Annotated in this window: 17 protein-coding genes and 1 pseudogene; 14 read left to right on the forward strand and 4 right to left on the reverse strand. The window is 74.3% G+C overall.

Annotation, left to right across the window (positions count from 1 at the left end):
- Window positions 1–874 (forward strand): DUF3048 domain-containing protein (locus UW392_RS54135; RefSeq protein ID WP_414497567.1); only part of this gene is annotated, 874 nt, incomplete at its 5' end.
- A 60-nt stretch (window positions 875–934) separates the two neighbouring features.
- On the opposite strand, the gene UW392_RS54140 is transcribed toward UW392_RS54135, so the two are convergent.
- Complete coding sequence (locus UW392_RS54140; RefSeq protein ID WP_320782847.1) at window positions 935–1,399, reverse strand: MarR family winged helix-turn-helix transcriptional regulator; 465 nt, start codon at window positions 1,397–1,399, stop codon at window positions 935–937.
- Window positions 1,400–1,608: 209 nt separating this feature from the next.
- On the opposite strand from UW392_RS54140, the gene UW392_RS54145 reads away from it, so the two are divergent.
- Genes UW392_RS54145 through pcaD form a run of 7 tightly spaced genes read left to right on the forward strand, consistent with a single transcriptional unit; the run spans window position 1,609 to window position 8,105 of the window.
- Window positions 1,609–2,391 carry a CoA transferase subunit A gene (locus tag UW392_RS54145; protein WP_320782848.1) on the forward strand — a complete coding sequence of 261 codons (783 nt, stop codon included), beginning with the start codon at window positions 1,609–1,611 and terminating at the stop codon, window positions 2,389–2,391.
- The gene (locus tag UW392_RS54150) at window positions 2,391–3,053 is read left to right on the forward strand and encodes a CoA transferase subunit B (RefSeq protein ID WP_320782849.1); all 663 of its coding nucleotides are present in this window, start codon (window positions 2,391–2,393) and stop codon (window positions 3,051–3,053) included. Before UW392_RS54145 ends, UW392_RS54150 begins: the two co-directional genes overlap by 1 nt.
- Window positions 3,050–4,267, forward strand: coding sequence for a thiolase family protein (locus UW392_RS54155; RefSeq protein WP_320782850.1), 1,218 nt, complete (start codon window positions 3,050–3,052; stop codon window positions 4,265–4,267). Before UW392_RS54150 ends, UW392_RS54155 begins: the two co-directional genes overlap by 4 nt.
- Window positions 4,268–4,282: 15 nt before the next feature.
- Entirely contained in the window at window positions 4,283–5,056 is a 774-nt protein-coding gene (gene pcaH / locus UW392_RS54160; protein WP_320782851.1) for a protocatechuate 3,4-dioxygenase subunit beta, read from the forward strand.
- A gap of 6 nt (window positions 5,057–5,062) precedes the next feature.
- Window positions 5,063–5,668, forward strand: a complete 606-nt coding sequence (pcaG, locus tag UW392_RS54165) for a protocatechuate 3,4-dioxygenase subunit alpha (RefSeq protein ID WP_320782852.1) — start codon at window positions 5,063–5,065, stop codon at window positions 5,666–5,668.
- A gap of 5 nt (window positions 5,669–5,673) precedes the next feature.
- The gene (gene pcaB, locus UW392_RS54170; protein ID WP_414497569.1) at window positions 5,674–6,993 is read left to right on the forward strand and encodes a 3-carboxy-cis,cis-muconate cycloisomerase; all 1,320 of its coding nucleotides are present in this window, start codon (window positions 5,674–5,676) and stop codon (window positions 6,991–6,993) included.
- Window positions 6,990–8,105: a 3-oxoadipate enol-lactonase gene (gene pcaD, locus UW392_RS54175; protein WP_320782854.1), complete on the forward strand. Its 1,116-nt coding sequence runs from the start codon at window positions 6,990–6,992 to the stop codon at window positions 8,103–8,105. The genes pcaB and pcaD overlap by 4 nt, the downstream gene beginning before the upstream one ends.
- A gap of 87 nt (window positions 8,106–8,192) precedes the next feature.
- Here the strand turns inward: pcaD and UW392_RS54180 are convergent, their stop codons facing one another.
- The gene (locus UW392_RS54180) at window positions 8,193–10,892 is read right to left on the reverse strand and encodes an ATP-binding protein (protein ID WP_320782855.1); all 2,700 of its coding nucleotides are present in this window, start codon (window positions 10,890–10,892) and stop codon (window positions 8,193–8,195) included.
- A gap of 282 nt (window positions 10,893–11,174) precedes the next feature.
- On the opposite strand from UW392_RS54180, the gene UW392_RS67190 reads away from it, so the two are divergent.
- Window positions 11,175–12,833, forward strand: a complete 1,659-nt coding sequence (locus UW392_RS67190) for a DUF2510 domain-containing protein (RefSeq protein WP_414497568.1) — start codon at window positions 11,175–11,177, stop codon at window positions 12,831–12,833.
- A gap of 178 nt (window positions 12,834–13,011) precedes the next feature.
- Here the strand turns inward: UW392_RS67190 and UW392_RS54195 are convergent, their stop codons facing one another.
- Window positions 13,012–13,626, reverse strand: a complete 615-nt coding sequence (locus UW392_RS54195; protein WP_320782856.1) for a TetR/AcrR family transcriptional regulator — start codon at window positions 13,624–13,626, stop codon at window positions 13,012–13,014.
- Window positions 13,627–13,904: 278 nt separating this feature from the next.
- On the opposite strand from UW392_RS54195, the gene UW392_RS54200 reads away from it, so the two are divergent.
- Both UW392_RS54200 and UW392_RS54205 read left to right on the forward strand, forming a co-directional pair.
- Entirely contained in the window at window positions 13,905–14,705 is an 801-nt protein-coding gene (locus UW392_RS54200) for a phosphatase PAP2 family protein (protein ID WP_320782857.1), read from the forward strand.
- Entirely contained in the window at window positions 14,702–15,820 is a 1,119-nt protein-coding gene (locus tag UW392_RS54205; RefSeq protein WP_320782858.1) for a hypothetical protein, read from the forward strand. The genes UW392_RS54200 and UW392_RS54205 overlap by 4 nt, the downstream gene beginning before the upstream one ends.
- Window positions 15,821–16,174: 354 nt before the next feature.
- On the opposite strand, the gene UW392_RS54210 is transcribed toward UW392_RS54205, so the two are convergent.
- Entirely contained in the window at window positions 16,175–18,229 is a 2,055-nt protein-coding gene (locus tag UW392_RS54210; RefSeq protein WP_320782859.1) for a phosphocholine-specific phospholipase C, read from the reverse strand.
- Between the two features lie 411 nt (window positions 18,230–18,640).
- On the opposite strand from UW392_RS54210, the gene UW392_RS54215 reads away from it, so the two are divergent.
- The 3 genes and pseudogenes from UW392_RS54215 to UW392_RS54225 all read left to right on the forward strand — a co-directional run.
- Window positions 18,641–20,221, forward strand: a complete 1,581-nt coding sequence (locus UW392_RS54215) for a SpoIIE family protein phosphatase (protein ID WP_320782860.1) — start codon at window positions 18,641–18,643, stop codon at window positions 20,219–20,221.
- Between the two features lie 138 nt (window positions 20,222–20,359).
- Window positions 20,360–21,430 (forward strand): aromatic ring-hydroxylating dioxygenase subunit alpha, encoded by a 1,071-nt coding sequence (locus UW392_RS54220; protein WP_320782861.1) that lies wholly within the window; start codon window positions 20,360–20,362, stop codon window positions 21,428–21,430.
- A pseudogene (locus UW392_RS54225) lies at window positions 21,430–21,696 on the forward strand (2Fe-2S iron-sulfur cluster-binding protein); the annotation flags it as partial. The gene UW392_RS54220 and the pseudogene UW392_RS54225, both read left to right, overlap by 1 nt.
- Window positions 21,697–21,820: the final 124 nt, after the last annotated feature.

Genomic DNA, 21,820 nt, shown 5'->3' on the forward strand with positions numbered 1-21,820 from the left:
CCCGGGGCCGCCGTCCCCGAGCACGGCGGCCCCGGCGCCCTCCGCGGCCGCGGCGGCCTCCCCGCTGGCCGTGAAGATCGACAACGCGCCCGCGGCCCGCCCCCAGACGGGCCTGGAGGCCGCGGACGTCGTCTACACGGAGCCGGTCGAGGGCGGGCTGAGCAGGCTGATGGCCCTGTACGCGACGAGGCTGCCGGAGACCGTCGGACCGGTACGCAGCGCCCGCGCGTCCGATCTGGAACTGCTCCGCCAGTTCGACCGCCCGACGCTCGCCTTCTCCGGCGCGCAGCGCAAGCTGCTGCCGGTCATCGACAAGGCGCCGCTCCGCTCCGAACAGCCGGACGACGACTCCGACTCCGACGCCTACGTCCGCGACAGCGGCCGGGCCGCTCCGCACAACCTGTATCTGCGGCCCGGCCGGCTGATGTCCACGGCGCCGGGGGCGGCGGCCCTGACCACCGGCTTCCAGTACGGCGCGGCACCCGCGGGCGGCCGGGCGGTGAGCACGCGCACGGTGCGCTACCCGGCGGCCCGGTTCACCTTCACCTGGTCGAGCGGCGGCGACCGCTGGCTGGTCGGCATGGACGGCGAACCGGCCGTGACGCCCGGCGGGAAGCGGCTGTCGGCCGCGACGGTCGTCGTGCAGTACGTCAAGGTCCGCGCCTCCGCCCTGCGGGACTCCCGGGGCAACCACTCGCCGTACGTCGAGACGGTGGGCACCGGTCGCGCGGAGGTGCTGCGGGGCGGGCGGGCCCACGCCGCGACCTGGCACCGGGCGGAGGCGGAGGACGGTACGGCGTTCACGGGCGCGGACGGGTCCGCGGTGCGGTTCGCCGAGGGACCGGTGTGGGTGGTGTTCACCCAGGCGCCCTGACCGGCGCCGCCCGCCCCTCCCTCGGTACCACTCGCCTCGCCGGCGCCGCTCGCCCCTCCCTCAGCGCGGCGCCGCCACCGGTTCCGCCGGGTTGCGCAGTCCCTCCGCCGCGTCCGAGACCCGTCGGATGAGGTCGAAGAAGAGAGCCTGCTCCGCCGGGGAGAGCGGGGCGAGGAACACCTGGTTCATCCTGGCCGTGCGCACGGTGAGCTTGCGGTGGGTGCGCGTCCCCTCGTCGGTCGGCCGGAGCAGCGAGCGGCGGCCGTCGCGCGGGTCGCGCACCTTGTCCAGCAGCCCGCGGCGGCTCAGCCGGGTGATCACCTCGGCGATGGTGGACCGGTCGAGCCCCACCCGCTCCCCCACCGTGCGCTGGTCCAGCCCCGGCTCCGCGACGAGCGCGTTGAGGACGGCGAACTGCGGCGAGGTGATCTCCTCGGAGACCATCGTGTTCCACAGCAGGTAGTGCGCCTGCTGCAGCCGCCGGGCCAGGTGCCCGGGATGGGTGGTCAGGTCCACCGCGGCCATGTGCGCTCCCGAGATCATGTTCGTTGGTGCACTGAACAATAGCGGGACGCGAACACCCTTGTCAGCGACCGTACGTGCCACCATGCGCGGGTGAACTGGGGTCTTGACGCCCCCGCCGACCGATGGCAGCGTGTGGGAAACCTCGCTGAAATACTCAGTGCCCTGACTAATTTCCGGTTCGGGCGCCTGAAAGAGATGGGGCTTCCCGTATGGACAAGGTGGTGGCCACGGCCGCCGAGGCGGTGGCCGACGTGCCGGACGGCGCGTCGCTGGCGGTGGGCGGTTTCGGTCTGAGCGGTGTGCCGAACGTGCTGATCGACGCGTTGTACGAGCGCGGCGTGAGCGGCCTCTCGGTGGTCTCCAACAACTGCGGGGCGATGGAGTCCGGGCTCGCGGTGCTGCTGGCGGCCGGCCGGATCGCCCGGGTGACCGGTTCCTACATCGGCGCCAACAAGGAGTTCGCCCGGCAGTACCTCGCCGGCGAGCTGGAGGTGGAGCTGATCCCGCAGGGCACCCTGGCCGAGCGGCTGCGGGCCGGCGGGGCGGGCATCCCGGCGTTCTACACCCCCGCCGGGGTGGGCACGCAGGTCGCCGACGGCGGACTGCCCTGGCGCTACGACGGCGACGGCGGTGTGGCGCTGGCCTCCCCAGCCAAGGAGGTGCGGGAGTTCGACGGCACCGAGTACGTGCTGGAGCGCGGGATCCGCACCGACTTCGCGCTGGTGCGGGCCTGGAAGGGCGACCGGCACGGCAATCTCGTCTTCAACAAGTCCAGCCGCAACTTCAACCCCCTCGCGGCGACGGCCGGGAAGGTCACGGTCGCCGAGGTCGAGGAGCTGGTGGAGCCCGGCGGGATCGACCCGGACGCGGTCCACCTGCCCGGCATCTTCGTACAGCGGGTCGTGGCCCTCACCCCGGAGCAGGCGGCCGGCAAGAAGATCGAGAAGCGCACGGTCTCCGCGCCCGTGGCGCGAGGGACGGTGAGCCAGTGATGGCCTGGACACGCGAGCAGATGGCGGCCAGGGCCGCGCGGGAGCTGCGGGACGGCCAGTACGTCAACCTCGGCATCGGCCTGCCCACGCTCATCCCCAACCACCTCCCGCCCGGCGTCGAGGTCACCCTCGAATCCGAGAACGGCATCCTGGGCACCGGCCCCTACCCGGCCGAGGACGCCGTCGACCCGGATCTCATCAACGCGGGCAAGGAGACGGTGACCGTCCTGCCCGGGGCGTCGTTCTTCGACTCGGCGCTGTCCTTCGGGATGATCCGCGGCGGGCACATCGACGTCGCCGTGCTCGGCGCGATGCAGGTCTCCGCCACCGGCGACCTGGCCAACTGGGCCGTCCCCGGCAAGATGATCACCGGGATCGGCGGGGCGATGGACCTCGTCCACGGCGCCCGTACCGTCATCGCCGTCATGACCCACACCGCCAAGGACGGCTCCCCCAAGATCCTCCAGCGGTGCGCGCTGCCCCTGACGGGCAAGGCGTGCGTGAACCGGATCATCACCGATCTCGGGGTCCTCGACGTCACCGACGAGGGACTGGTCCTCGTCGAGACCGCACCCGGGGTGAGCGCCGCCGACGTCGTCGCCAGGACCGACGCGGAAGTGACCGTCGCCGCGCCGCTCCGCGCCCGGGAGGCCCAGCTGTGAACCCCGTCTACCTCGTCGACGCCGTCCGTACCCCGTTCGGCAAGTACAACGGCGCGCTGGCGTCGGTCCGCCCCGACGACCTCGCCGCGCACACCGTCCGCGAACTCCTCGCCCGTACGCCCGCGCTGGACCCGGCCCGCGTCGAGGACGTCTACTTCGGCAACGCCAACGGCGCCGGGGAGGAGAACCGCAACGTCGCCCGCATGGCCGCCCTCCTGGCCGGACTGCCCACCAGCGTGCCGGGCGTGACCGTCAACCGGCTGTGCGCCTCCGGCCTCGAAGCGGTCGTCCAGGCCGCCCGTGCCGTCGCCGCCGGGGACGCCTCGATCGTCCTGGCCGGCGGCGTGGAGTCGATGACCCGCGCCCCCTACGTGCTGCCGAAGAACGACAAGCCGTTCCCGGCCGGGCACACCGAGCTGTACTCCACCACCCTGGGCTGGCGCATGGTCAACCCGGGGATGGACCCGCGGTGGACGATCCCGCTGGGCGAGTCGGCCGAACTCATCGCCGACAAGCACGGGATCAGCCGCGAGCAGCAGGACGAGTACGCCCTCGCCTCCCACCACAAGGCCGCCGCGGCGCGGGCCGCGGGCCGGTTCGACGCCGAGCTGGCGCCCGTCACGGTCCCGCGGCGCAAGGGCGAGCCGCTGGTCTTCGACGCCGACGAGAGCGTACGGCCGACCGCGTCCCTGGAGGCGATGGCCGAGCTGAAGCCCTCCTTCCGCACCGCGGGCGAAGCGGGAGCGGGAGCCACCGTCACGGCGGGCAACGCCTCCCCGCTCAGCGACGGCGCCGCCGCACTGCTCCTCGTCGACGAGGAGGGCCTGAAGGCCACCGGCCGCGAGCCGCTCGCCCGGATCAGCGCCACCGGTGTGCACGCCCTGGACCCCGACCACTTCGGGCTCGCCCCCGTCGAGGCCGTCAACCGCGCGCTGGCCAAGGCCGGGAAGTCCTTCACCGACCTCGACGTGCTGGAGCTGAACGAGGCGTTCGCCGCGCAGGTGCTGGGCTGCGTCGCCGAGTGGCCCGCCTTCGACCCGGCGGTCCTCAACCCGCAGGGCGGCGCCATCGCCCTCGGCCACCCCCTCGGCGCCTCCGGGGCCCGCCTCGCCGGCACCGTCGCCCACCAGCTCGCCCGCAAGGGCTCGGGCACCGGGGTCGCCACCCTCTGCATCGGCGTCGGCCAGGGCCTCGCCCTCGTCCTCGAACGATAGGAACCGGGAACCGTCATGACTCTCACCCAGCACGACATCGACGCGGAGATGGCCGCCGAGCGCGCCGCGTACGAGAAACGGCGCGCGGACGGCGCGCCGGCCGAGCACCACCCGCGCCGCGACCACGCCCCGTACCGCTCCTCGGTGCTGCGCCACCCGCGGCAGCCGCTGATCGCCATCGACGTCTCCCAGGACCCGGAGCTGGTGGAGCTGCACTCCCCCGCGTTCGGCGAGCGGGACCTCACCGCGATCGACAACGACCTCACCCGTCAGCACACCGGGGAGCCGGTCGGCGAGCGGATCACCGTCTCCGGCCGGCTGCTGGACCGGGACGGACGGCCCGTGCGCGGGCAGCTGGTGGAGATCTGGCAGGCCAACTCGGCCGGCCGCTACGCCCACCAGCGCGAGCAGCACGACGCGCCGCTCGACCCGAACTTCACCGGCACCGGCCGCACCCTCACCGACGACGACGGCTGCTACCGCTTCACCACGGTCCAGCCGGGCCCGTACCCGTGGCGCAACCACGTCAACGCCTGGCGGCCCGCGCACATCCACTTCTCGCTCTTCGGCTCGGCGTTCACCCAGCGGCTGGTGACGCAGATGTACTTCCCGAACGACCCGCTCTTCCCCTACGACCCGATCCTGCAGTCGGTGACCGACGACGCCGCCCGGCAGCGGCTGGTCGCGACGTACGACCACAGCCTGTCGGTGCCGGAGTTCTCGCTCGGCTACCACTGGGACATCGTGCTGGACGGCCCGGCCGCCACCTGGCTCGAAGAAGGGCGCTGACCAGCCATGACGAAAATCGACACCAGCAGCCCGCAGAGCGTGGCGCCCACTCCTTCGCACACGGTCGGGCCGTTCTACGGGTACTCGCTGCCGTTCCGCGGCGGTGAGGACATCGCCCCGGCCGGGCACCCCGACACGGTCACCGTGCACGGGTACGTGCTGGACGGCGAGGGGAAACCGCTGCCCGACGCGCTCGTGGAGATATGGGGCCCGGACACCGCGGGCGCCGTGCCGACGGCCGACGGCTCGATGCGCCGGGACCCGGCGACGGGTACGTACCTCGGGCGCAACGGCGTGGAGTTCACCGGCTGGGGCCGTATCCAGACCGACGCCGACGGCCACTGGTACGTACGGACGCTGCGGCCGGGGGCGCGGGGGCGCAGCGCTCCCTACCTCAGTGTGTGCGTCTTCGCGCGGGGCCTGCTCGTGCACCTGTTCACCCGGATCTATCTGCCCGGCGACGAGGCGGCGCTCGCCGCCGACCCGCTGCTGTCCCGGGTCCCCGGCGGGCGCCGCGACACGCTGATCGCGGGCGACGAGGGGAAGGGCACGTACCGTTTCGACATCCGCCTTCAGGGCGAAGGCGAGACGGTCTTCCTGGAGTACACGTGAGATCGGTGACGGACGGCGGCCTGCTCGCCCCCGGGTGGACGGGTTCCCCGGCCGCCGCCACGACGAGCGACCCGGCCTTCCTGCGGGCCCTGCTCGACGCGGAGGCGGCGCTGACCCGTGCCCAGGCCGCGCTGGGCCTCGCCCCGGGCGCGGCGGCGACGGCCGTGACGGAGGCCGTGGAGACCCACCCCTTCGACCCGGCGTCGATCGCCGAGCGGGCGCGCGGCGGCGGCAACCCGGTCATCCCGCTGGTCGCCGATCTGACGGCGGCGGCCGGTGCGGAGTACGGCCCGTACGTGCACCGCGGCGCCACCAGCCAGGACATCCTGGACACGGCGGCGATGCTGGTCGCCGCGCGGACCCTGGAGCCGGTCCTCGCCGACCTCGCGCGGACCGAGCGGGCGCTGGCGGGGCTCGCGGCGGAGCACCGGGACACCGTGCTGCCGGGCCGGACGCTGACCCAGCACGCCGTACCGACGACGTTCGGGCTGAAGGCCGCCGGGTGGCGGTCGCTGGTACTGGACGCGCGGGACCGGATCACCGCGGTCCGCGCGGCCCTGCCCGCCCAGCTCGGGGGCGCCGCGGGCACACTGGCGGCCTTCGCGGCGTACGGCGCCGACGACCCGCTGGCGCTGCCCGCCGCGTACGCCCGCGAACTGGGCCTCGCCGCACCGCTGTTGCCGTGGCACACGCTGCGTACGCCCGTCGCCGACCTCGCGGGCGCTCTGGCCACGGCGGCCGGCGCGCTCGGCAAGATCGCGGCGGATGTGCTCACGCTGGGCCGCACCGAGATCGCGGAGGTGGCGGAGGGCAGCGGCGGCGGCTCGTCGGCCATGCCGCACAAGGCCAACCCGGTGCGCGCCACCCTGATCGCGGCGGCGGCCCGGCGCGCGCCGCAGCTCGCGGCCACGCTGTACGGCTCGCTCGTCGCCGGGGACGAACGGCCCGCCGGGGCCTGGCACGCCGAGTGGGAGCCGCTGCGCGACCTGCTGCGGCTCACCGGCGGCGCCGCCCGGGACGCCGCCGAACTGGCCGAGGGGCTGCGGGTGCGACCCGAGGCCATGCGCGCCCATCTGGACCTGACCCACGGGCTGATCGTCTCCGAGCGGCTCTCCGCCGAGCTGGCACCGCTCCTCGGCCGGTCCCGGGCGAAGGAGCTGCTGACGGAGCTGGCGCGACGCGCGTACGAGGAAGGACGCGCCCTCGGTGAACTGCTCTCCTCCGTAACCGAGTTGAAGGACGTCGACGTGGCCGCGCTCACCGATCCCGCCCGTTACACCGGCAGCGCCGCTGCCCTCACCGACCGCGCACTGGAGCGACGTTGACCGACACACTCCTCGACCACCGCACCGAGGGCCCCGCTTCCGCTCCCCCGCTGCTGCTCGGACCCTCGCTCGGCACGTCGTACGCCCTGTGGGACCGGGTGGCGCCCGAACTGTCCGTCGCGCACCGGGTAGTGCGCTGGAACCTGCCGGGGCACGGCGGCAGCGCCGCGGAGCTGATCGGCGCCGGGGCCACCGTCGCCGACCTGGCCGCTCTGGTGCTGGCGCTCGCCGACTCGCTCGGCGTGGAGCGGTTCGCGTACGCGGGGGTGTCGCTGGGCGGCGCGGTCGGTCTGCACCTGGCGGTGCACCGTCCCGAGCGGCTGACGTCGCTGGCCGTGATCTGCTCGTCGGCGCACTTCAACGGGGCGAAGCCGTGGGAGGAGCGGGCCGCGCTCGTCCGTGCGGAAGGGCTGGGGCGGCTCGCGGAGGGCGCGGACCGGCGGTGGTTCACGCCCGGGTTCACCGTTCCGGAGCTGGTGCGTGACCACCGGGAGGCCGATCCGGAGGCGTACGCGGCCTGCTGCGACGCGCTCGCCGCGTTCGACCTGCGGGACCGGCTCGGCGACATCGCCGTGCCGACGCTGCTGATCGCGGGCCGCGAGGACCCGGCGACCCCGCCGGCCCAGCTGCGGGAGATCGCCGACGCGGTGCCGGGTTCGAGTCTGGTGGAGATTCCCGGCGCGTCGCACCTGGCGCCCGCCGAACGCCCCGAAGCGGTGCTGACCGCGCTCCGCGGTCACTTCGACGGGTACGCCCGGCGGGGCATGGCGGTCCGGCGGGAGGTGCTGGGCGACGCCCACGTGGACCGGGCGCAGTCCCGGCAGACGCCGTTCACGTCCCGGTTCCAGGACTTCATCTCGCGCTACGCCTGGGGGGAGATCTGGACCGACGAGACGCTGTCGCGCCGGGAACGCAGCATGATCACGTTGACCGCGCTGGTCGCGCACGGCCACTACGAGGAGCTGGCCATGCATGTACGGGCGGCGCGGCGCAACGGGCTGACGCCGGACGAGATCGGCGCGGTCCTGTTGCAGACGGCCGTGTACTGCGGGGTACCCGCGGCCAACTCGGCGTTCGCCACGGCCCAGCGGGTACTGGCGGAGGCGGACTGAGCCGTCCTGGCCGGGTGGCGGCCGGGCGTGGTGGGGGCCTTCGGCCGTTCGTCCGCCAGAAGGCTCACCAACATCTTGATGAGCCTTCTAGGCGTGGGTGGAGAGTTCGGTGAGGGCCGTGGTCGCCCTGGCCACCAGGCCGTCCGCGCCGCAGGAGCGGGCCAGGGTCAGGCCCCGCTCCAGCTCGCTCGCCGAGCGGGCGACGATCCCGTACTCGACCCGGGCGGCGGCGTGCTCGTACTGGCACGGCGACGCCTCCAGGTAGGCCGCGGCCTGTGCGGCGAGCCGGACCGCGCGCCGTCCGGTCTCCAGCGCGGCGGCGCAGCGCAGGGCCTCGCCGATCGCGGTGTCCGTGCCGAACCGCTCGGCCTGCCGACGGGCGTCGGAGGCGAGCCGGGCGGCGCGGACGGGGTCCTGCCCGGCGAGCGCCCGCGCCAGGTCGACCGCCCAGGGGACCATGACGGGGTTGTGATGACCGCGCGCGGCGGCCGCCTTCTCCGCGGCCTCCAGTTCGTTGATCCCGTCCTCGACGCGGCCGACCGCGAGCAGCAGCCGTCCCCGTACCGAACGGGGGTCGGGCAGCACGATCGTGGACGGGTAGGGCGGCGCGAAGTCGTACTGCTGGGCGACCTTCCAGGCCTCGTCGACATGGCCGCGGGCGAGCAGCGTGTCGACCAGGTTGCACGTCGCCGACCAGTACAGCGGCAGCCCGCGGCCGACCCGCTCGGCCAGTCGCAGCGACTCCCGCAGGGACTTCTCCGCCTCGATGAGCCGGCCCCGCCTGCGGTGGCCGAGGCCCAGGTAGGCATGGGCGAGGGAGAGGTGGCCGCCGCTCCAGCCGGCCGTCTCATAAGCGCGCAGGGCCTCGGTGAAGAGGGTCTCGGCCCGGTCCAGCCGGTCGGTGTACGCGTAGGCGCTGGCCAGCATCATCAGCAGTTCCAGGCCCCACTCGGTGTCGGTCCAGCCGAGTCCGGGGGCGAGACGGCCGTTGACGAGGGCGCGGTCGCACACTTCGGCGACCTCCTCGGCGTTCTCGCCGTGGGTCATGGCGTCGAAGCCGCGCAGGATGAGCAGCGCCCGCTCGGCGTTGTCCCGGCCGGTGCAGGTACGGGCGAGGCCGGCGAGGCGCGCGGAGCGGCCGGGCGCGGCGGACTCCCCGGCGTGGATGCCCTCCCACATGTACTGGACGGCCTGGAGCCGCATCCGGGCGGGGCCGTCGGGGTGCAGGGCGGCCTCCGCCTCGACGGTGCGGACCGCCTCCTCCAACTGGTCGTTGTGGAGCAGCGCCTGGGAGAGCCGGAAGACGGCGTCGACGCGGGCGCCGCCCTCCAGGCCCGGCAGCCCGGCGGCCTCCATGCCGAGGGCCTCGCGCAGGTGGCCGATGGTGCGGGCGGGTGCGGTGAGGAGGGTGGCACAGCCGAGTTCGTAGAGCACGCGCGCGTGGACGTCGGGCCGCGGCGGCTCCTCCAGGGCGCGTTCCAGGCAGTGGCGGGCGGCGTCGGGGGCGCCGACGGCGAGGTGCTCGCGGGCGGCCTGGCGCAGTTGCTCGACGAGTTCCTCGTCGTCGTCGGGGTGGACCTGGAGCAGGTGCCGGGAGGCCGCGGCGGCGCCGAGGCCGGAGTCGGTGACGAGCTGGGCGGCGATGCCGTGCATCGCGCGGCGCAGCGCGTCCGGGATGGAGTCGTAGACCGCGGTGGCGATCAGCGGGTGGACGAACTCCAGGTCGCCGTCGGCGGCCCGGCCGCCCGCCGGGTCTGGGGCGGTGAGGATACGGGCGTCCCGCAGGAGTTCGGCGCAGCGCGCGGCGGCGTCGCGGTCGAGGGTGGCGAGGGCGGCGACCATGGAGACGGTGATGCCGGTGCCGAGGATGGCGGCGGCCCAGGCGAACCGGGTGGCGTCGATGCCGAGTTCTTCGAGGCGGGCGACTAGACCGCCGCCGCGGGCCGCGCGGTTCAGGGCGCGCAGTTCGGTGGCGTTGGCCTCGACGGGTTCCAGTTCGCTGTCGCGGACCTTGGCGAGGAGTTCGACGGTGTCGTACGGGTTGCCGCCGGTGACGGCCCACACCTCGCGGCAGAACGGGGCGTCGGCGGTGGCGCCGAGGGTGGCGCGGGTGAGCCCGGCCGACGCCTCGGGGGTGAGGGCGCTGAGGGTGGCGGGGGTGTGGTCGGCGAGAGCGGCGATCGTTTCGAGGTGGCGGGCGCTCTCGCCGGTGGCGTCGCCGGGGCGGAGGGCGGCGACGACCAGGACGGACAGCTCGCCGAGGCGTTCGGCGAACGCGGCGAGCCAGCGGAGGGTCTCCTGGTCGGCCCAGTGCAGGTCGTCGATGAGCAGGACGAGCGGCCACTCGCGGCGGGCGAGGCGGCGGACGGCGGCGACGAGGCCGTCGCACACGCCCTGCGGGTCGGCCTGCCGCTCGCCCGGGTCCGCTATGCCGAGGGCGGGGCCGGCGATGTCGTACCAGTCGCCGAGGTACTCGCGGGCCTCCTCGGGGAGCATCGACACGAGGGCGGGCTGGAGCAACTGCCGTACGACGTTGAAGGGGACGGACCGCAGGGTCTCGCCGCCGCGGGCGGACCAGACGGCGCAGCCGCGGGCTTCCGCGAGGCGGCGGGTCTCGGCCAGCAGGGCCGTCTTGCCGAGGCCGGCGTCGCCGCTGAACAGGAGCAGCGTGCCGGTGGACGAGCCGTCCGCGCAGAGGGTGTCGACCGCCCGTGCGGCCGCGGCGACCTCGTCGTCACGCTCCCACAGGGAGGCCGAGGCGGCGGCCTTGGGCCGTACCTCCGTCATCCCGCTACCTCCCCTAATCGCCCGAACGACGTACAGGCGTCGAGCCTATCCGCCCCGAGGCGTCGGTGGCGTGCGGTCGCGGCGGGTCTTGCGCAACCTGGCACGGTCGGGTAAGGAACGGCGGCGGCCTCCTCAACAGTCGTACAGGACGTGCGATTTGGGAGGGAATACGCCGTTCACGGCCGTGGTCGCGGGGGTGTCCGTGGCGGGGTGGCGGGGAACCGTCCGGAAGAGACCCATCCCTCTCATACGACTTTCACCGACGCCTCATACGGTGGGGACATGACGCAGGAGACTCCTCCCGGGTGGTACCCGGACCCCGGGCAGACAAGTGACGGTCCCGCCACCGAGCGCTGGTGGGACGGCAGGGCGTGGACGGACCGGATCCGTCCCGTGGGGGGTCGGCCGGAGGAGGCGGCCGGCGCGGGCGGTGGCGACGGTACGTCCGAGGACGACGGTACCGCCGGGCCCTCGGAGCCCGGTGTGCCGGGGCGGCCGCCGGTGGCCGACGCGGCGCCCGACCGGGCAGCCGCGGCCCCCGCGATACCCGGCCCCGAGCCGACGGACACCCCGGCCCCCCGGACCACGCCGACGGCCGGCACCGCGCCCGAGGCCACAGCGGTGGACGGCACCGCATCCGGGGCCGCGGGTGCGGGTGCGGGTGCGGGTGCCTCTGACGTGGCGGCCGGTGGGCCGGAGGGGACTCCGGAGGGCGCGTCCGGCCGGCCGATCCCGGACGGCGGCCCCGGCCAGCCGACCCCGGAGGGCACCTTCGGCCAGCCGGAGGCTCCGGGAGGCGCCTATGGGCAGCCGCAGGCCCCGGAGGGCGCCTATGGGCAGCCGCAGGCCCCGGAGGGCACCTCCGGGCAGCCGCAAGCCCAAGAGGGCACCTACGGCCAGCCGCAGGCCCCGGAAGGCGCCCCGGGCCGGTCGGCCGCGGAAGGGGCCCCCGGACAGTCGCCCTCCCCCGGCGCTCCCGGACATCCCGGCTCCGCCCCCGTGGCCGGACAGCCCCTCCCGGAGGGTGCTCACGGGCAGCCCTTCCCGGACGGGGCCCCCGGGCAGCCGGGGCCGTCGCCCGCCTACGCCGCCTACCCCGCGCATCCGGGTTACCCGGGATACCCGGTCCAGCCGCAGCCCCCGGCGCGCAGGCGCGGGCTGCGGACCGGGATCGCCGTCGGCATCGCGGCGGCGGTGCTCGCGAGCATCGGGGTCGGGGTGTACGCGCTGGCCGGTGACGGCGGCTCCGGCGACAACCGTGCCGACTCCCGGCAGAGCCCGGACGGCCGGGGCGGCGACGGCCTGCCGGACAGCCCGTTCGGCGGGCCCGGCGGCGGCTCCGGCGGCAACGGGGAGTCGCCCGCCCCCGAGGGCTCCGAGGGCACCGGCGGCTCCGAGGCCCCCCGCATCGAGAGCGGCTCGGTGCCGGACGCCGTCAGCGGCATCAGCATCCCCGTCCCGGACGGCTGGTACGGCCAGGAGCTGACCGTCGGCGCCCAGATCTCCTCGGACGAGACGTACAAGTGCCCCGGCGACACCGCGTCCTCCTGCACCAAGGGCGGCGCCTACTCGGCGCCCGCGATGGTGCTGGGCACCGAGGGCTCCACCGCCGAGGAGATCGCGAAGGCGGACATCGAGGCCAACGCCGAGGAGTCCTACGGCGGGGACAGCTACGGCTCGATCACGTCGCACGACGTCCTGTCGTCGAAGGCGGTCACCGTGGCCGGGCAGAAGGGCTACCAGGTCCGCTGGAAGGCGGTCACGAGCAAGGGCTCCGACGGCTACGTCCAGTCCCTGGCGTTCCCCTCGCCGGCCAACCCGCAGCAGATCGTCGTCGTCCGTACCGGTGTCGACGTCGACCAGGAGCAGTCCGTGATCGACGAGATCACCGAGGGCATCAAGGTGTCCTCGGGCGGCTCGGGCAACGGCCAGGACGTCTGAGACGCCGGTGCCGTCCGAGACGTCCGACCGGCTCCGCCCCGGACGCGATCGGCCGGGTGGAACGCCCTTCCGCTCAAAGGGCGCCCCACCCGGCCGGGGGGTGCGCGCCGCCCCCGTCCCCACGGTGCGGCGCGAGCAGGCCACCGTCCAGTCATCCCACGGACGGTGACCTGGGTCTTCAGGTCAGGCCCAGCGCGGGGAGCACCGCCGCCTCCACGAAGCGGACCAGGTAGTCCCCGTCGGCGTTCTCGCCCTCCATCACGGGCCGGATGCGCAGCACGCCGAACATCTGGACCGGCACGAACTCCAGCGCGGGATGGTCCGCGGCCACCTCGCCCCGCTCGACGCCGCGCCGCAGGATCGCCCGCAGCGCGGCGATCTCCGGCTCGACCAGCGCCTCGCGCAGCGCCAGCTTCAGCTCCGGGTCCTGCACGACGGCGTGGCCGAGCGCCTGGAGCAGCCGGGTGTCCTTGCCCGACCACTCACCCGCGGCCCGCGCCGCCAGGCGCAGGTCCCCGGCGAGCGAACCGGTGTCGATGCCCGCGAACCGTACCCGCCGGTGCGACCGCAGGGCCGCCGCGACAAACTGGGGCTTCGTCCGCCACTGCCGGTAGAGCGTGGACTTGCTGCACCGCGTGGTGGTGGCGATGCCCTCCATGGTCACGGCGTCGTAGCCGCACTCGCGGACCTGGTCGAGGACGGCGTCGAGGAACTCCTGCTCACGCTCGGGGGTGAGCTTGGAGCGCCGCGAGGCACCGGCCGTCTCCGGCCGTTCCGCCGCCCGCGATGTCACAGTCGCCGCTCCTCGCTCGTCTCCGGTACGTCCGGCCGGTCCGGTGTCCGCGTCCAATTCCCCACCCCCGGAACCCATTTCCGCCGGCCGAACCATCGGTACGTCAGTGTATCGATACGCCAGTGTACCGGTACTCGGCCGTATCGGTACACTGGCGTATCGGAACGAAACCGTATCGATGACTCGTACCCGCCCGGTACCGATGAATCGACCCGGCGAGAGCCGTCAGAAGACCACGCACACCAGACCACGCACACCGTCAGCGAAGGGGCCGGGGGATGACAGCCCGCACCGAGCCTGCAGAAGCGGAGCCGGACACACCGGCCAGGCCGCCCCTGGTCCGCGAGCTCCTGCTCGTGGCCGGGCTCTTCCTCGTCTACAAGCTCGGCCGGCAACTGGCGGCCGGCCACACCGGCGAGGCGTTCGGCAACGCGCGGCACGTGTGGGACCTGGAGCGGTGGCTGCGCCTGCCCGCCGAGTCGGCGGTGCAGTCGCTGCTGCTGCACGGCGACACCCTCGTACACGTCGCCAACACCTACTACGCGACCGTGCACTTCCCGGCCACCGCCGCCTTCCTCGTCTGGCTGTACCTGCGGCGGCCCGCGCACTACGTGTGGGCCCGCCGGGTGCTGGCCGCCGTGACCGGCGCGGCGCTGGTGCTGCATCTCACGTTCCCGCTCGCGCCGCCGCGGATGCTGCGCTCCACGGGCCTGGTGGACACGGCCCGGGTGTACGGGCCGTCGGTCTACGGGCCGCCGAAGACGGACACCCTGTCGAACCAGTTCGCGGCGATGCCGTCGCTGCACTTCGGCTGGGCCCTGATGGTGGCGGTCGGCCTGATCGTCGCCACCCGGTCCCGCTGGCGGTGGCTGTGGCTGCTGCACCCGCTGCTGACGCTGCTGGTGATCGTGGGCACGGCGAACCACTACTGGCTGGACGTGCTCGCGGCGACGGCTCTGCTCGGTCTGGCCCTCGCGGCGATCCGGCTGCCGAGCCGCCGGCCCGCCGTCCGGCTCCCTCGCCCCCGGCCCCGTCCGCGGGTCGAGGAGCGGCGCCCGCTGGTGGGGGCGGGCCGATGAGCGCCGCGCTCGTCGCCGTCGTCCTGTCGCTGGTCTCGGCCGTCGCGTACGCGGGTGCGGCCGTCGCCCAGGAGCGGCTGGCGGCCCGCCGTCCGGGTACGGGGCTGCTGCGGCTGCTGAGCAGCGGCGCGTGGTGGTGGTCGGTCGCGCTGAACGCGTCGGCGGCGCTGCTGCACGTCGGGGCGTTGAAGTACGGCCCGCTCACCGTCGTCCAGCCGCTGGGCGCGCTGACCCTGGTCGCGGCGGTCCCGCTGGGGGCGCGGCTCGCGGGCCGGCGGGTCAGCGCGGTCGAGTGGCGCGGTACGGGGCTGACCCTGCTCGGGCTGGGCGCGTTGCTGGTCACGGCGTCCGGTCCGGCCCCCGACGACGTGCTGAGCGTGCCGGAGGCGCTGGCGGTGGCCGGGGTGACGGCGGTACTGATCGGCGGGCTGGCCCGGCCGGGCGCGCGGCCGGGGCTGCGGCACGCGAGCGCCTCCGGGGTCGCGTCCGGGGTCGCCTCGGCGCTCACCCAGACCGTCACGGTCGCCGCCACCGACCGCACCGGGCCGCTGCTGAGTGTGCAGGTGGTCGGGGTGGCGGTGCTGGTGGCGGCGTTCGCCGCGGGTGGGCTGCTGCTGTCGCAGACGGCGTACCGGGGCGGGCTGGGCGCGCCGCTCGCGGTGGTCACCCTGGCCAATCCGGTGGCCGCGGCGGCGATCGGCGTGGCCCTTCTCGGCGAACGCCTGCGCGGCGGCCCGGCGGGCGCGTTGCTGGCCCTGGCGGGGGCGGCGCTGGCCGCGTGGGGTGTCCTCCTGCTGACCCGAGCGACCCCGCTGCCGGCACCGGCTGGGGCACCACCCGGCGCCCTCACCCCGTCCCCGGCGACCGCACCCGTCCCGCTCCACCCGACCGCCGTGGCGGCGGGCCCCGGCCCGGCGCTCCACCCGGCCGCCGTCGCGGCGGACCCCGGCCCGGACGGCACCCCGGGCGGGAACACGGTTCCGGGCAGTGGTGGAGGCGGGGGTGCGGAGACCGCCCCGGACGGCGGCGAAGCCACCGGCCCGGAGCGGCGGATCACCGTCCCGTCCCCTCGCCGCCCCCGCCGCCGCGACCGCCACCACCTCACGCCTCTGTAGACGGCGACCACGCCGACACCACCCACCCCGGCGCCCCGGCCCCGGCCGGGGGCCGGGTGACCGGCCGGGAGCCGGGTGACCGGCCGGGGGGGCCACCGTCGGCCCCCAGCCAGGAACCGGGCCGGAATACGGCACAGGCGGCACAGGCGGCACCCCTGACTGCCCCGGAGGCGGCGGCGGAACCCGAAGGAACAGCCGGCCGGCCGACGGCGGCGGACAGCGGCCCCGCCGCGCCAGGGACCGCCACCCCGGCCGACGGCCGCACCACCCCGCTCACACGCCGGCGCGTCACCCCACCCGGCACGCGCCACCCGGCGCTACGCACCGCGCCGCACCCACCCGGCTACCGCCCGGCTACCGCGTGGCGATCGCCGGGTCGCTCACCCCGGCTCGGCCGTTCTCGACGTGGCCCGCGAAGCGGCGCAGGAACGTCGGGTCGGAGGCGGACGTGACCGTCACGTCGTACCAGCGGTGGCTCGCCGTGAGGTCGACGGTGTGGCGGACCGTGGCGCCGGGGCGGACGGTGAGCGTCTTGGCGCGGCCGGTGTAGGCGTTGGCGACCTTCAGCCGTACCGTCCCCGCGCCACGGTTGGTGAGCGTCAGCTCGACGTCGTCGCGGACGTGCCGGGCGGTGGCCTCGGGCCCGGCGGACCCGGCGGCCGACTTCAGGACCCGCAGGAAGCCGTTGGGGCCGTGCACGGTGAGGTCGTGGACGCCGCCCGAGTACGCGCCGTTCCACGTGTCGGAGATCCGCTTCCCGGCCTCGGTGGTGTACGTCCAGGGGCCGTCGGTGCGGTTGCCGGAGGTGACGAGGAACGCGGCGCCCGCCCGGTCGCCGGAGGCGAAGGTGAGGGTGAGCGTCCCGGCGGCCGGGTCGGCCGACCCGTCCACCAGCGGCGCGTACCGCAGCGGCCGGGCGGGGCGCAGCCCGCGCTCCTGCCGGGGCATGCCGGGTTCCGCCGGGGGCGTGGGCCGGTAGTCGGGGTGGCGCTCGCGGTCCTGCGGCGCGTAGCCGTCGGTGTCGGGCAGCCGGGCGGGCCGGGTGTCCTTGCGGGAGAAGTCGAAGGCGGCGGTGAGGTCACCGCAGACCGCGCGCCGCCAGGGCGAGATCTGCGGCTCGTGGACGCCGAAGCGGCGCTCCATGAAGCGCAGGATCGAGGTGTGGTCGAGGGTCTCGGAGCAGACGTAGCCGCCCTTGCTCCAGGGGGAGACGACCAGCATGGGGACGCGCGGGCCGAGCCCGTAGTGGCCCTCGGCGTACCGCGCGCTGCCGGGGAAGACGTCGAGGGAGACGTCGGCGGTGGACCTGCCCTGCGCGGCGGACTTCGGCGGGAGCGGCGGCACGAGGTGGTCGAAGAAGCCGTCGTTCTCGTCGTAGGTGATGAACAGGGCGGTCTTCGCCCACACCTCGGGGTCGGAGGTCAGCGCGTCCAGGACCTGGGAGATGTACCAGGCGCCGTAGTTCGACGGCCAGTTGGAGTGTTCGGAGAACGCCTCGGGCGCGGCGATCCAGGAGATCTGCGGCAGCTTCCCGGCCTTGACGTCGGCGCGCAGCACGTCGAAGTAGCCGTCGCCGCCCGCCGCGTCGGTGCCGGTGCGGGCCTTGTCGTACCAGGGGTCGCCGGGGGCCGCGTTCCGGTACTTGTTGAAGTACAGGAGGGAGTTGTCACCGTAGTTGCCCCGGTAGGCGTCGTTGATCCAGCCCCAGCCGCCGGCGGCGTCGAGGCCGTCGCCGATGTCCTGGTAGACCTTCCAGGAGATCCCGGCCGCTTCGAGGCGCTCGGGGTACGTCGTCCAGTCGTAGCCGAGTTCGTCGTTGCCGAGGACGGGGCCGCCGCCCTTGCCGTCGTTGCCGGTGTGGCCCGACCACATGTAGTAGCGGTTGGGGTCGGTGGAGCCGATGAACGAGCAGTGGTAGGCGTCGCAGACGGTGAACGTGTCGGCGAGGGCGTAGTGGAAGGGGATGTCCTCGCGGGTCAGGTACGCCATGGTGGTGGTGCCCTTGGCGGGCACCCAGCGGTCGTACTTGCCGTCCCGGTACGCCTCCTGGCCGTCGGGCCAGCTGTGCGGGAGCCCCTCCAGGAACTGCATGCCGAGGTCGTCGGCGTCCGGGTGGAAGGGCAGCACCTCGGTGCCGTCGGCCTTCGTCTGGTGCCAGACCGACCTGCCGCTGTCGAGGGTGACCGGGTGCGGGTCGCCGAAGCCGCGGACGCCGCGCAGGCTGCCGAAGTAGTGGTCGAAGGAACGGTTCTCCTGCATCAGGACGACGATGTGTTCGACGTCCTCGATCGACCCGGTGCGGTGGTTGGCCGGGAGCGCGGCGGCCCGCTGGATGCTGGCGGAGAGCGCGCTGAACGCCGTGGTGGCGCCCGCGATCTGGAGGAATCGACGCCTGTTGACTTCGGGCATGGGGGTGGTGGGCCTCTCGCCTCGGTGATGTCCTACCGGCCGGGAGTGTTGCAGGAGCACCGAACGACAGGGAAGGGTCGGGTGGCGCCTGCGTGAAGGTCACGGGTACGCGGGGTGCGAGGAACCCCCTGGGGCGTCCCCACGGGTCCACTCCGCGCGTCGACCGCTCACGTCCACTCCGTGCGTCAACGCGCGAGGGACGCTCACACGGGAGGGGTGACGCGAACTCGCCACTTCGGACAGATAAGCCGCCGAAAGTGACCAAGACTGTCCTCGACACGGCAAACAGCGCCCAGGCCGCTTCGACCTGAGTCCTGTTGTGCTGCACTGTCCGGCATCGATCGGACAGCGGTCGACCACGCGCGCGCTCGCAGGCCGCGAGCCGGTGCGGGACATCGAATGAGGCACGCCATGTCAGTGAACGCCGCGCACGGCACCACCAACGAGGACCGGCTCTTCCGGGAGCTGGTGACGTCTTCGCAGGACGCCATCCTGATCAAGACCCTGGCCGGAGAGATCACCTTCTGGAACACCGCCGCGCAGCGCCTGTACGGCTACGCCCCGCAGGAGGCCCTCGGCCGGCACATCGGCATGCTCATCCCGCCCCACCTCAAGGACGAGGAGGCCGAGCTGCTCCGGCGCATCGGCCGCGGCGAGCGCATCGAGCACTACGAGACGCGCCGCACCACCAGCGACGGCCGCGTCCTCGACATCGACGTCACCCTCTGGCCCGTGCAGGGCCCCGACGGCACCGTCATCAGCGCCTGCTCCATCACCCGCGACATCACCGACCGCAAGCGCGCCGAGGCCGAACTGGCCACGCTCCACGCCCAGCAGCGGCACATCGCCCTGGCCCTGCACCTGATGGGCATCTCCGAACCGGTGCCCGGGGTGCTGGCGGCCAGCCGCTACCTGCCCTCGCTCCAGGGCCAGGGGGTCGGCGGCGACTGGCTGGACGTGATCGATCTCGGCGCCGGGCGGGTCGGGGTGTTCGTCGGCGATGTGATGGGGCGGGGCCTGGACGCGGCCGTCGTCATGGGCCAGCTGCGGTCGGCGGCCCGCGCACTGGCGGTGGCGGGGCTGGAGCCGGGTGAGCTGATGAAGGCCCTGGACGTGTTCACGCACAGCCTGCCCGAGCAGTTCGTCACCTGCGTCTACCTCCAGGCCGACCCGGGCCGCGGCGAGGTCGCGGCGTGCTCGGCCGGTCATCTGCCGGTGCTGCTGGTGGGTCCCGACGCGGCGGTCACGCCGTACCCGGTGCCGATCAACGTACCGCTGGGCGTGGGCGGTTCGCCGCACGAGCAGGTCCGGCTGCCGCTCCCGCCCGGCTCGACGCTGGCCCTGTACACCGACGGGCTGGTGGAGACCGCCGCCACCGATCTCGACGACCAGCTGGAGCTGCTGGCCACCGCGTTGCGTACGTCCTTCCGGGCGGGCGCCGGCCTGGAGGCGGCCGCCGACGAGGTGCTGCGCACCCTGCTCCCGGACAGCGTCACCTGCGCCGACGACGTCACGCTGCTGCTCATCGGCTTCCCCACCGTCCCCTTGGACGCCGCGGAGCTGACGCTGCCCGCCGAGCCCGCCTCGGTCCCCGCGGGACGGCATTTCCTCCGCGGCCACCTGGGCGCGTGGGCTCTGGACGCGCTGGCCGACTCCGCCCAGTTGCTGGTGTCGGAGCTGCTGACCAACGCGGTGTGCCACGCGCGGGGCCCGCTGGTCCTGCGGATCTGGCACAGCGCCCGGGAGCTGGGCGTGGAGGTCACCGACCGCAGCGTCCCCCGTCCCCGGGCCCGTCCGGCGGACGCCGCCGCGGAGCACGGCCGGGGCCTGCTCCTGGTCGAGTCCCTCGCGGACGCCTGGGGCACCCGCCCGGACACCGACGGCAAGACCGTCTGGTTCACCTTCCTCACCCCCCGCCAGGACGTCGCCCCGCCCCCGCACTTCCCGCAACAGGCGGAGCTGCGGGGGAAGCTGGGCGGACGCCTGCCGTGACCAGGGGGGCCGCCGAGGCCCGTCCCGCGCGCTTCCGTCCGGCGGAAGTCTCCTTGCCCCGCCTCCGCGTCCCTCACGACGCTGAGGACGACCAGGGCACGCGGGGCAATGTCGCCCCGCCGACAGGACGGGGCCGTCATGCCGCACATCACCGCCTTCGCCAGGAACCAGTGGTACGTCGCCGCGTTCGCCCACGAGGTCGGGCGGGAGCCGCTCGGACGGACCGTGCTCGGGGAGCCGCTCGTGCTGTGGCGCACCGAGGAGGACGGTGGCGCGGTGGTGCTGCACGACCGGTGCGTGCACCGGCGCTATCCGCTCTCCGAGGCGCCGACCCGGCTCGACGGCGACCGGATCGTGTGCGGCTACCACGGGTTCACCTACGACTCCACCGGCACCTGTGTGTCCGTGCCGGGGCAGGCGCGGGTGCCGCGGACCGCCCGGGTCGCCGCCTATCCGGTGGCCGAGCGGGACTCGCTGGTGTGGGTGTGGATCGGCGACCCCGCGCTCGCCGACCCGAACGCCGTCCCCCGGGCCCGGCACCTGGACTCCCCCGGCTGGGTCACCGTCCGCGGCATGGAGCCGATCGACGCCGACCACGGGCTGCTGGTCGACAACCTCCTCGACCTGTCGCACGAGACGTATCTGCACGGCGGGTACATCGGCACCGCCGAGGTCGCCCGGACGCCCATCACCACCGAGGTCGACGAGGCCGCCGGGATCGTCCGGGTCGGCCGGCACATGGACGACGCCGAGTGCCCGCCGTTCTACGCCAGGTCCACCGGGATCACGGGGCGGATCGACCGGTGGCAGGACATCGAGTACCACGCACCCTGTCTGTACCTGCTGCACAGCCGGGTCGCGCCGACGGGTACGGCGCCCGGGGCCGACGGCCACGACCCGCACGCCTTCCACACCGAGATCACGTACGCCATCACGCCGTCCGCGGACGGCCGGGTGTACGACTTCTGGGCGGTCTCCCGGGACTGGGCGACGGACGACGCCGAGGTCACCGAGTACCTGCGGGCGAACAACCACACCGTGGTCATGCAGGACGTCGACGCGCTCAACCTGCTCCAGCGCTCGCTGGGTTCGGAGCGCACCGGCTACCAGGAGCTGAGCATCGGCATCGACGCCGGCGGGCTGGCCGCCCGCCGCATCCTCGCCCGGCTGGCCGAGGAGGGCGAGAAGCCCGTGGAGCACGTCCGGTGACCGCGTTCGAGGTGGTGCTGGCCCGCAGCGGCCGCAGCGTCGTCGTCCCCGAGGACGTCTCGGTGCTCGACGCCCTGCGCGCGGCCGGTGTCGACGTGCTGTACTCCTGCGCGGAGGGCATCTGCGGCACCTGCGAGACCGACGTGGTCGAGGGCGTCCCCGACCACCGGGACTCGGTGCTCACCGAGGCGGAACGGGCGGCCGGGGAGACGATGCTCATCTGTGTCTCCCGGTGCCGTGGGGAACGCCTCGTGCTGGACCTGTGACAGTCACTGTCAACAACAATGTCAACACTTCGTGACTGCACGGGCATTGACCATTACTTCCCCTGAGCCCTACGTTCCCGGTCAGCACGGTCGTGCTGTTCGCGCACAAACTTCCACAGGGGGA

The sequence above is a fragment of the Streptomyces sp. CRN 30 genome, assembly GCF_034105845.1.

Excerpts from the sequence above, each read along its gene's own strand:
- UW392_RS54140 (WP_320782847.1), bottom strand. The coding sequence starts at position 1,399 with ATGGCCGCGGTGGACCTGACCACCCATCCCGGGCACCTGGCCCGGCGG.
- UW392_RS54145 (WP_320782848.1), top strand. The coding sequence starts at position 1,609 with ATGGACAAGGTGGTGGCCACGGCCGCCGAGGCGGTGGCCGACGTGCCG.
- UW392_RS54150 (WP_320782849.1), top strand. The coding sequence starts at position 2,391 with ATGGCCTGGACACGCGAGCAGATGGCGGCCAGGGCCGCGCGGGAGCTG.
- pcaH (WP_320782851.1), top strand. The coding sequence starts at position 4,283 with ATGACTCTCACCCAGCACGACATCGACGCGGAGATGGCCGCCGAGCGC.
- pcaG (WP_320782852.1), top strand. The coding sequence starts at position 5,063 with ATGACGAAAATCGACACCAGCAGCCCGCAGAGCGTGGCGCCCACTCCT.
- UW392_RS54180 (WP_320782855.1), bottom strand. The coding sequence starts at position 10,892 with ATGACGGAGGTACGGCCCAAGGCCGCCGCCTCGGCCTCCCTGTGGGAG.
- UW392_RS67190 (WP_414497568.1), top strand. The coding sequence starts at position 11,175 with ATGACGCAGGAGACTCCTCCCGGGTGGTACCCGGACCCCGGGCAGACA.
- UW392_RS54200 (WP_320782857.1), top strand. The coding sequence starts at position 13,905 with ATGACAGCCCGCACCGAGCCTGCAGAAGCGGAGCCGGACACACCGGCC.
- UW392_RS54205 (WP_320782858.1), top strand. The coding sequence starts at position 14,702 with ATGAGCGCCGCGCTCGTCGCCGTCGTCCTGTCGCTGGTCTCGGCCGTC.
- UW392_RS54210 (WP_320782859.1), bottom strand. The coding sequence starts at position 18,229 with ATGCCCGAAGTCAACAGGCGTCGATTCCTCCAGATCGCGGGCGCCACC.
- UW392_RS54215 (WP_320782860.1), top strand. The coding sequence starts at position 18,641 with ATGTCAGTGAACGCCGCGCACGGCACCACCAACGAGGACCGGCTCTTC.
- UW392_RS54220 (WP_320782861.1), top strand. The coding sequence starts at position 20,360 with ATGCCGCACATCACCGCCTTCGCCAGGAACCAGTGGTACGTCGCCGCG.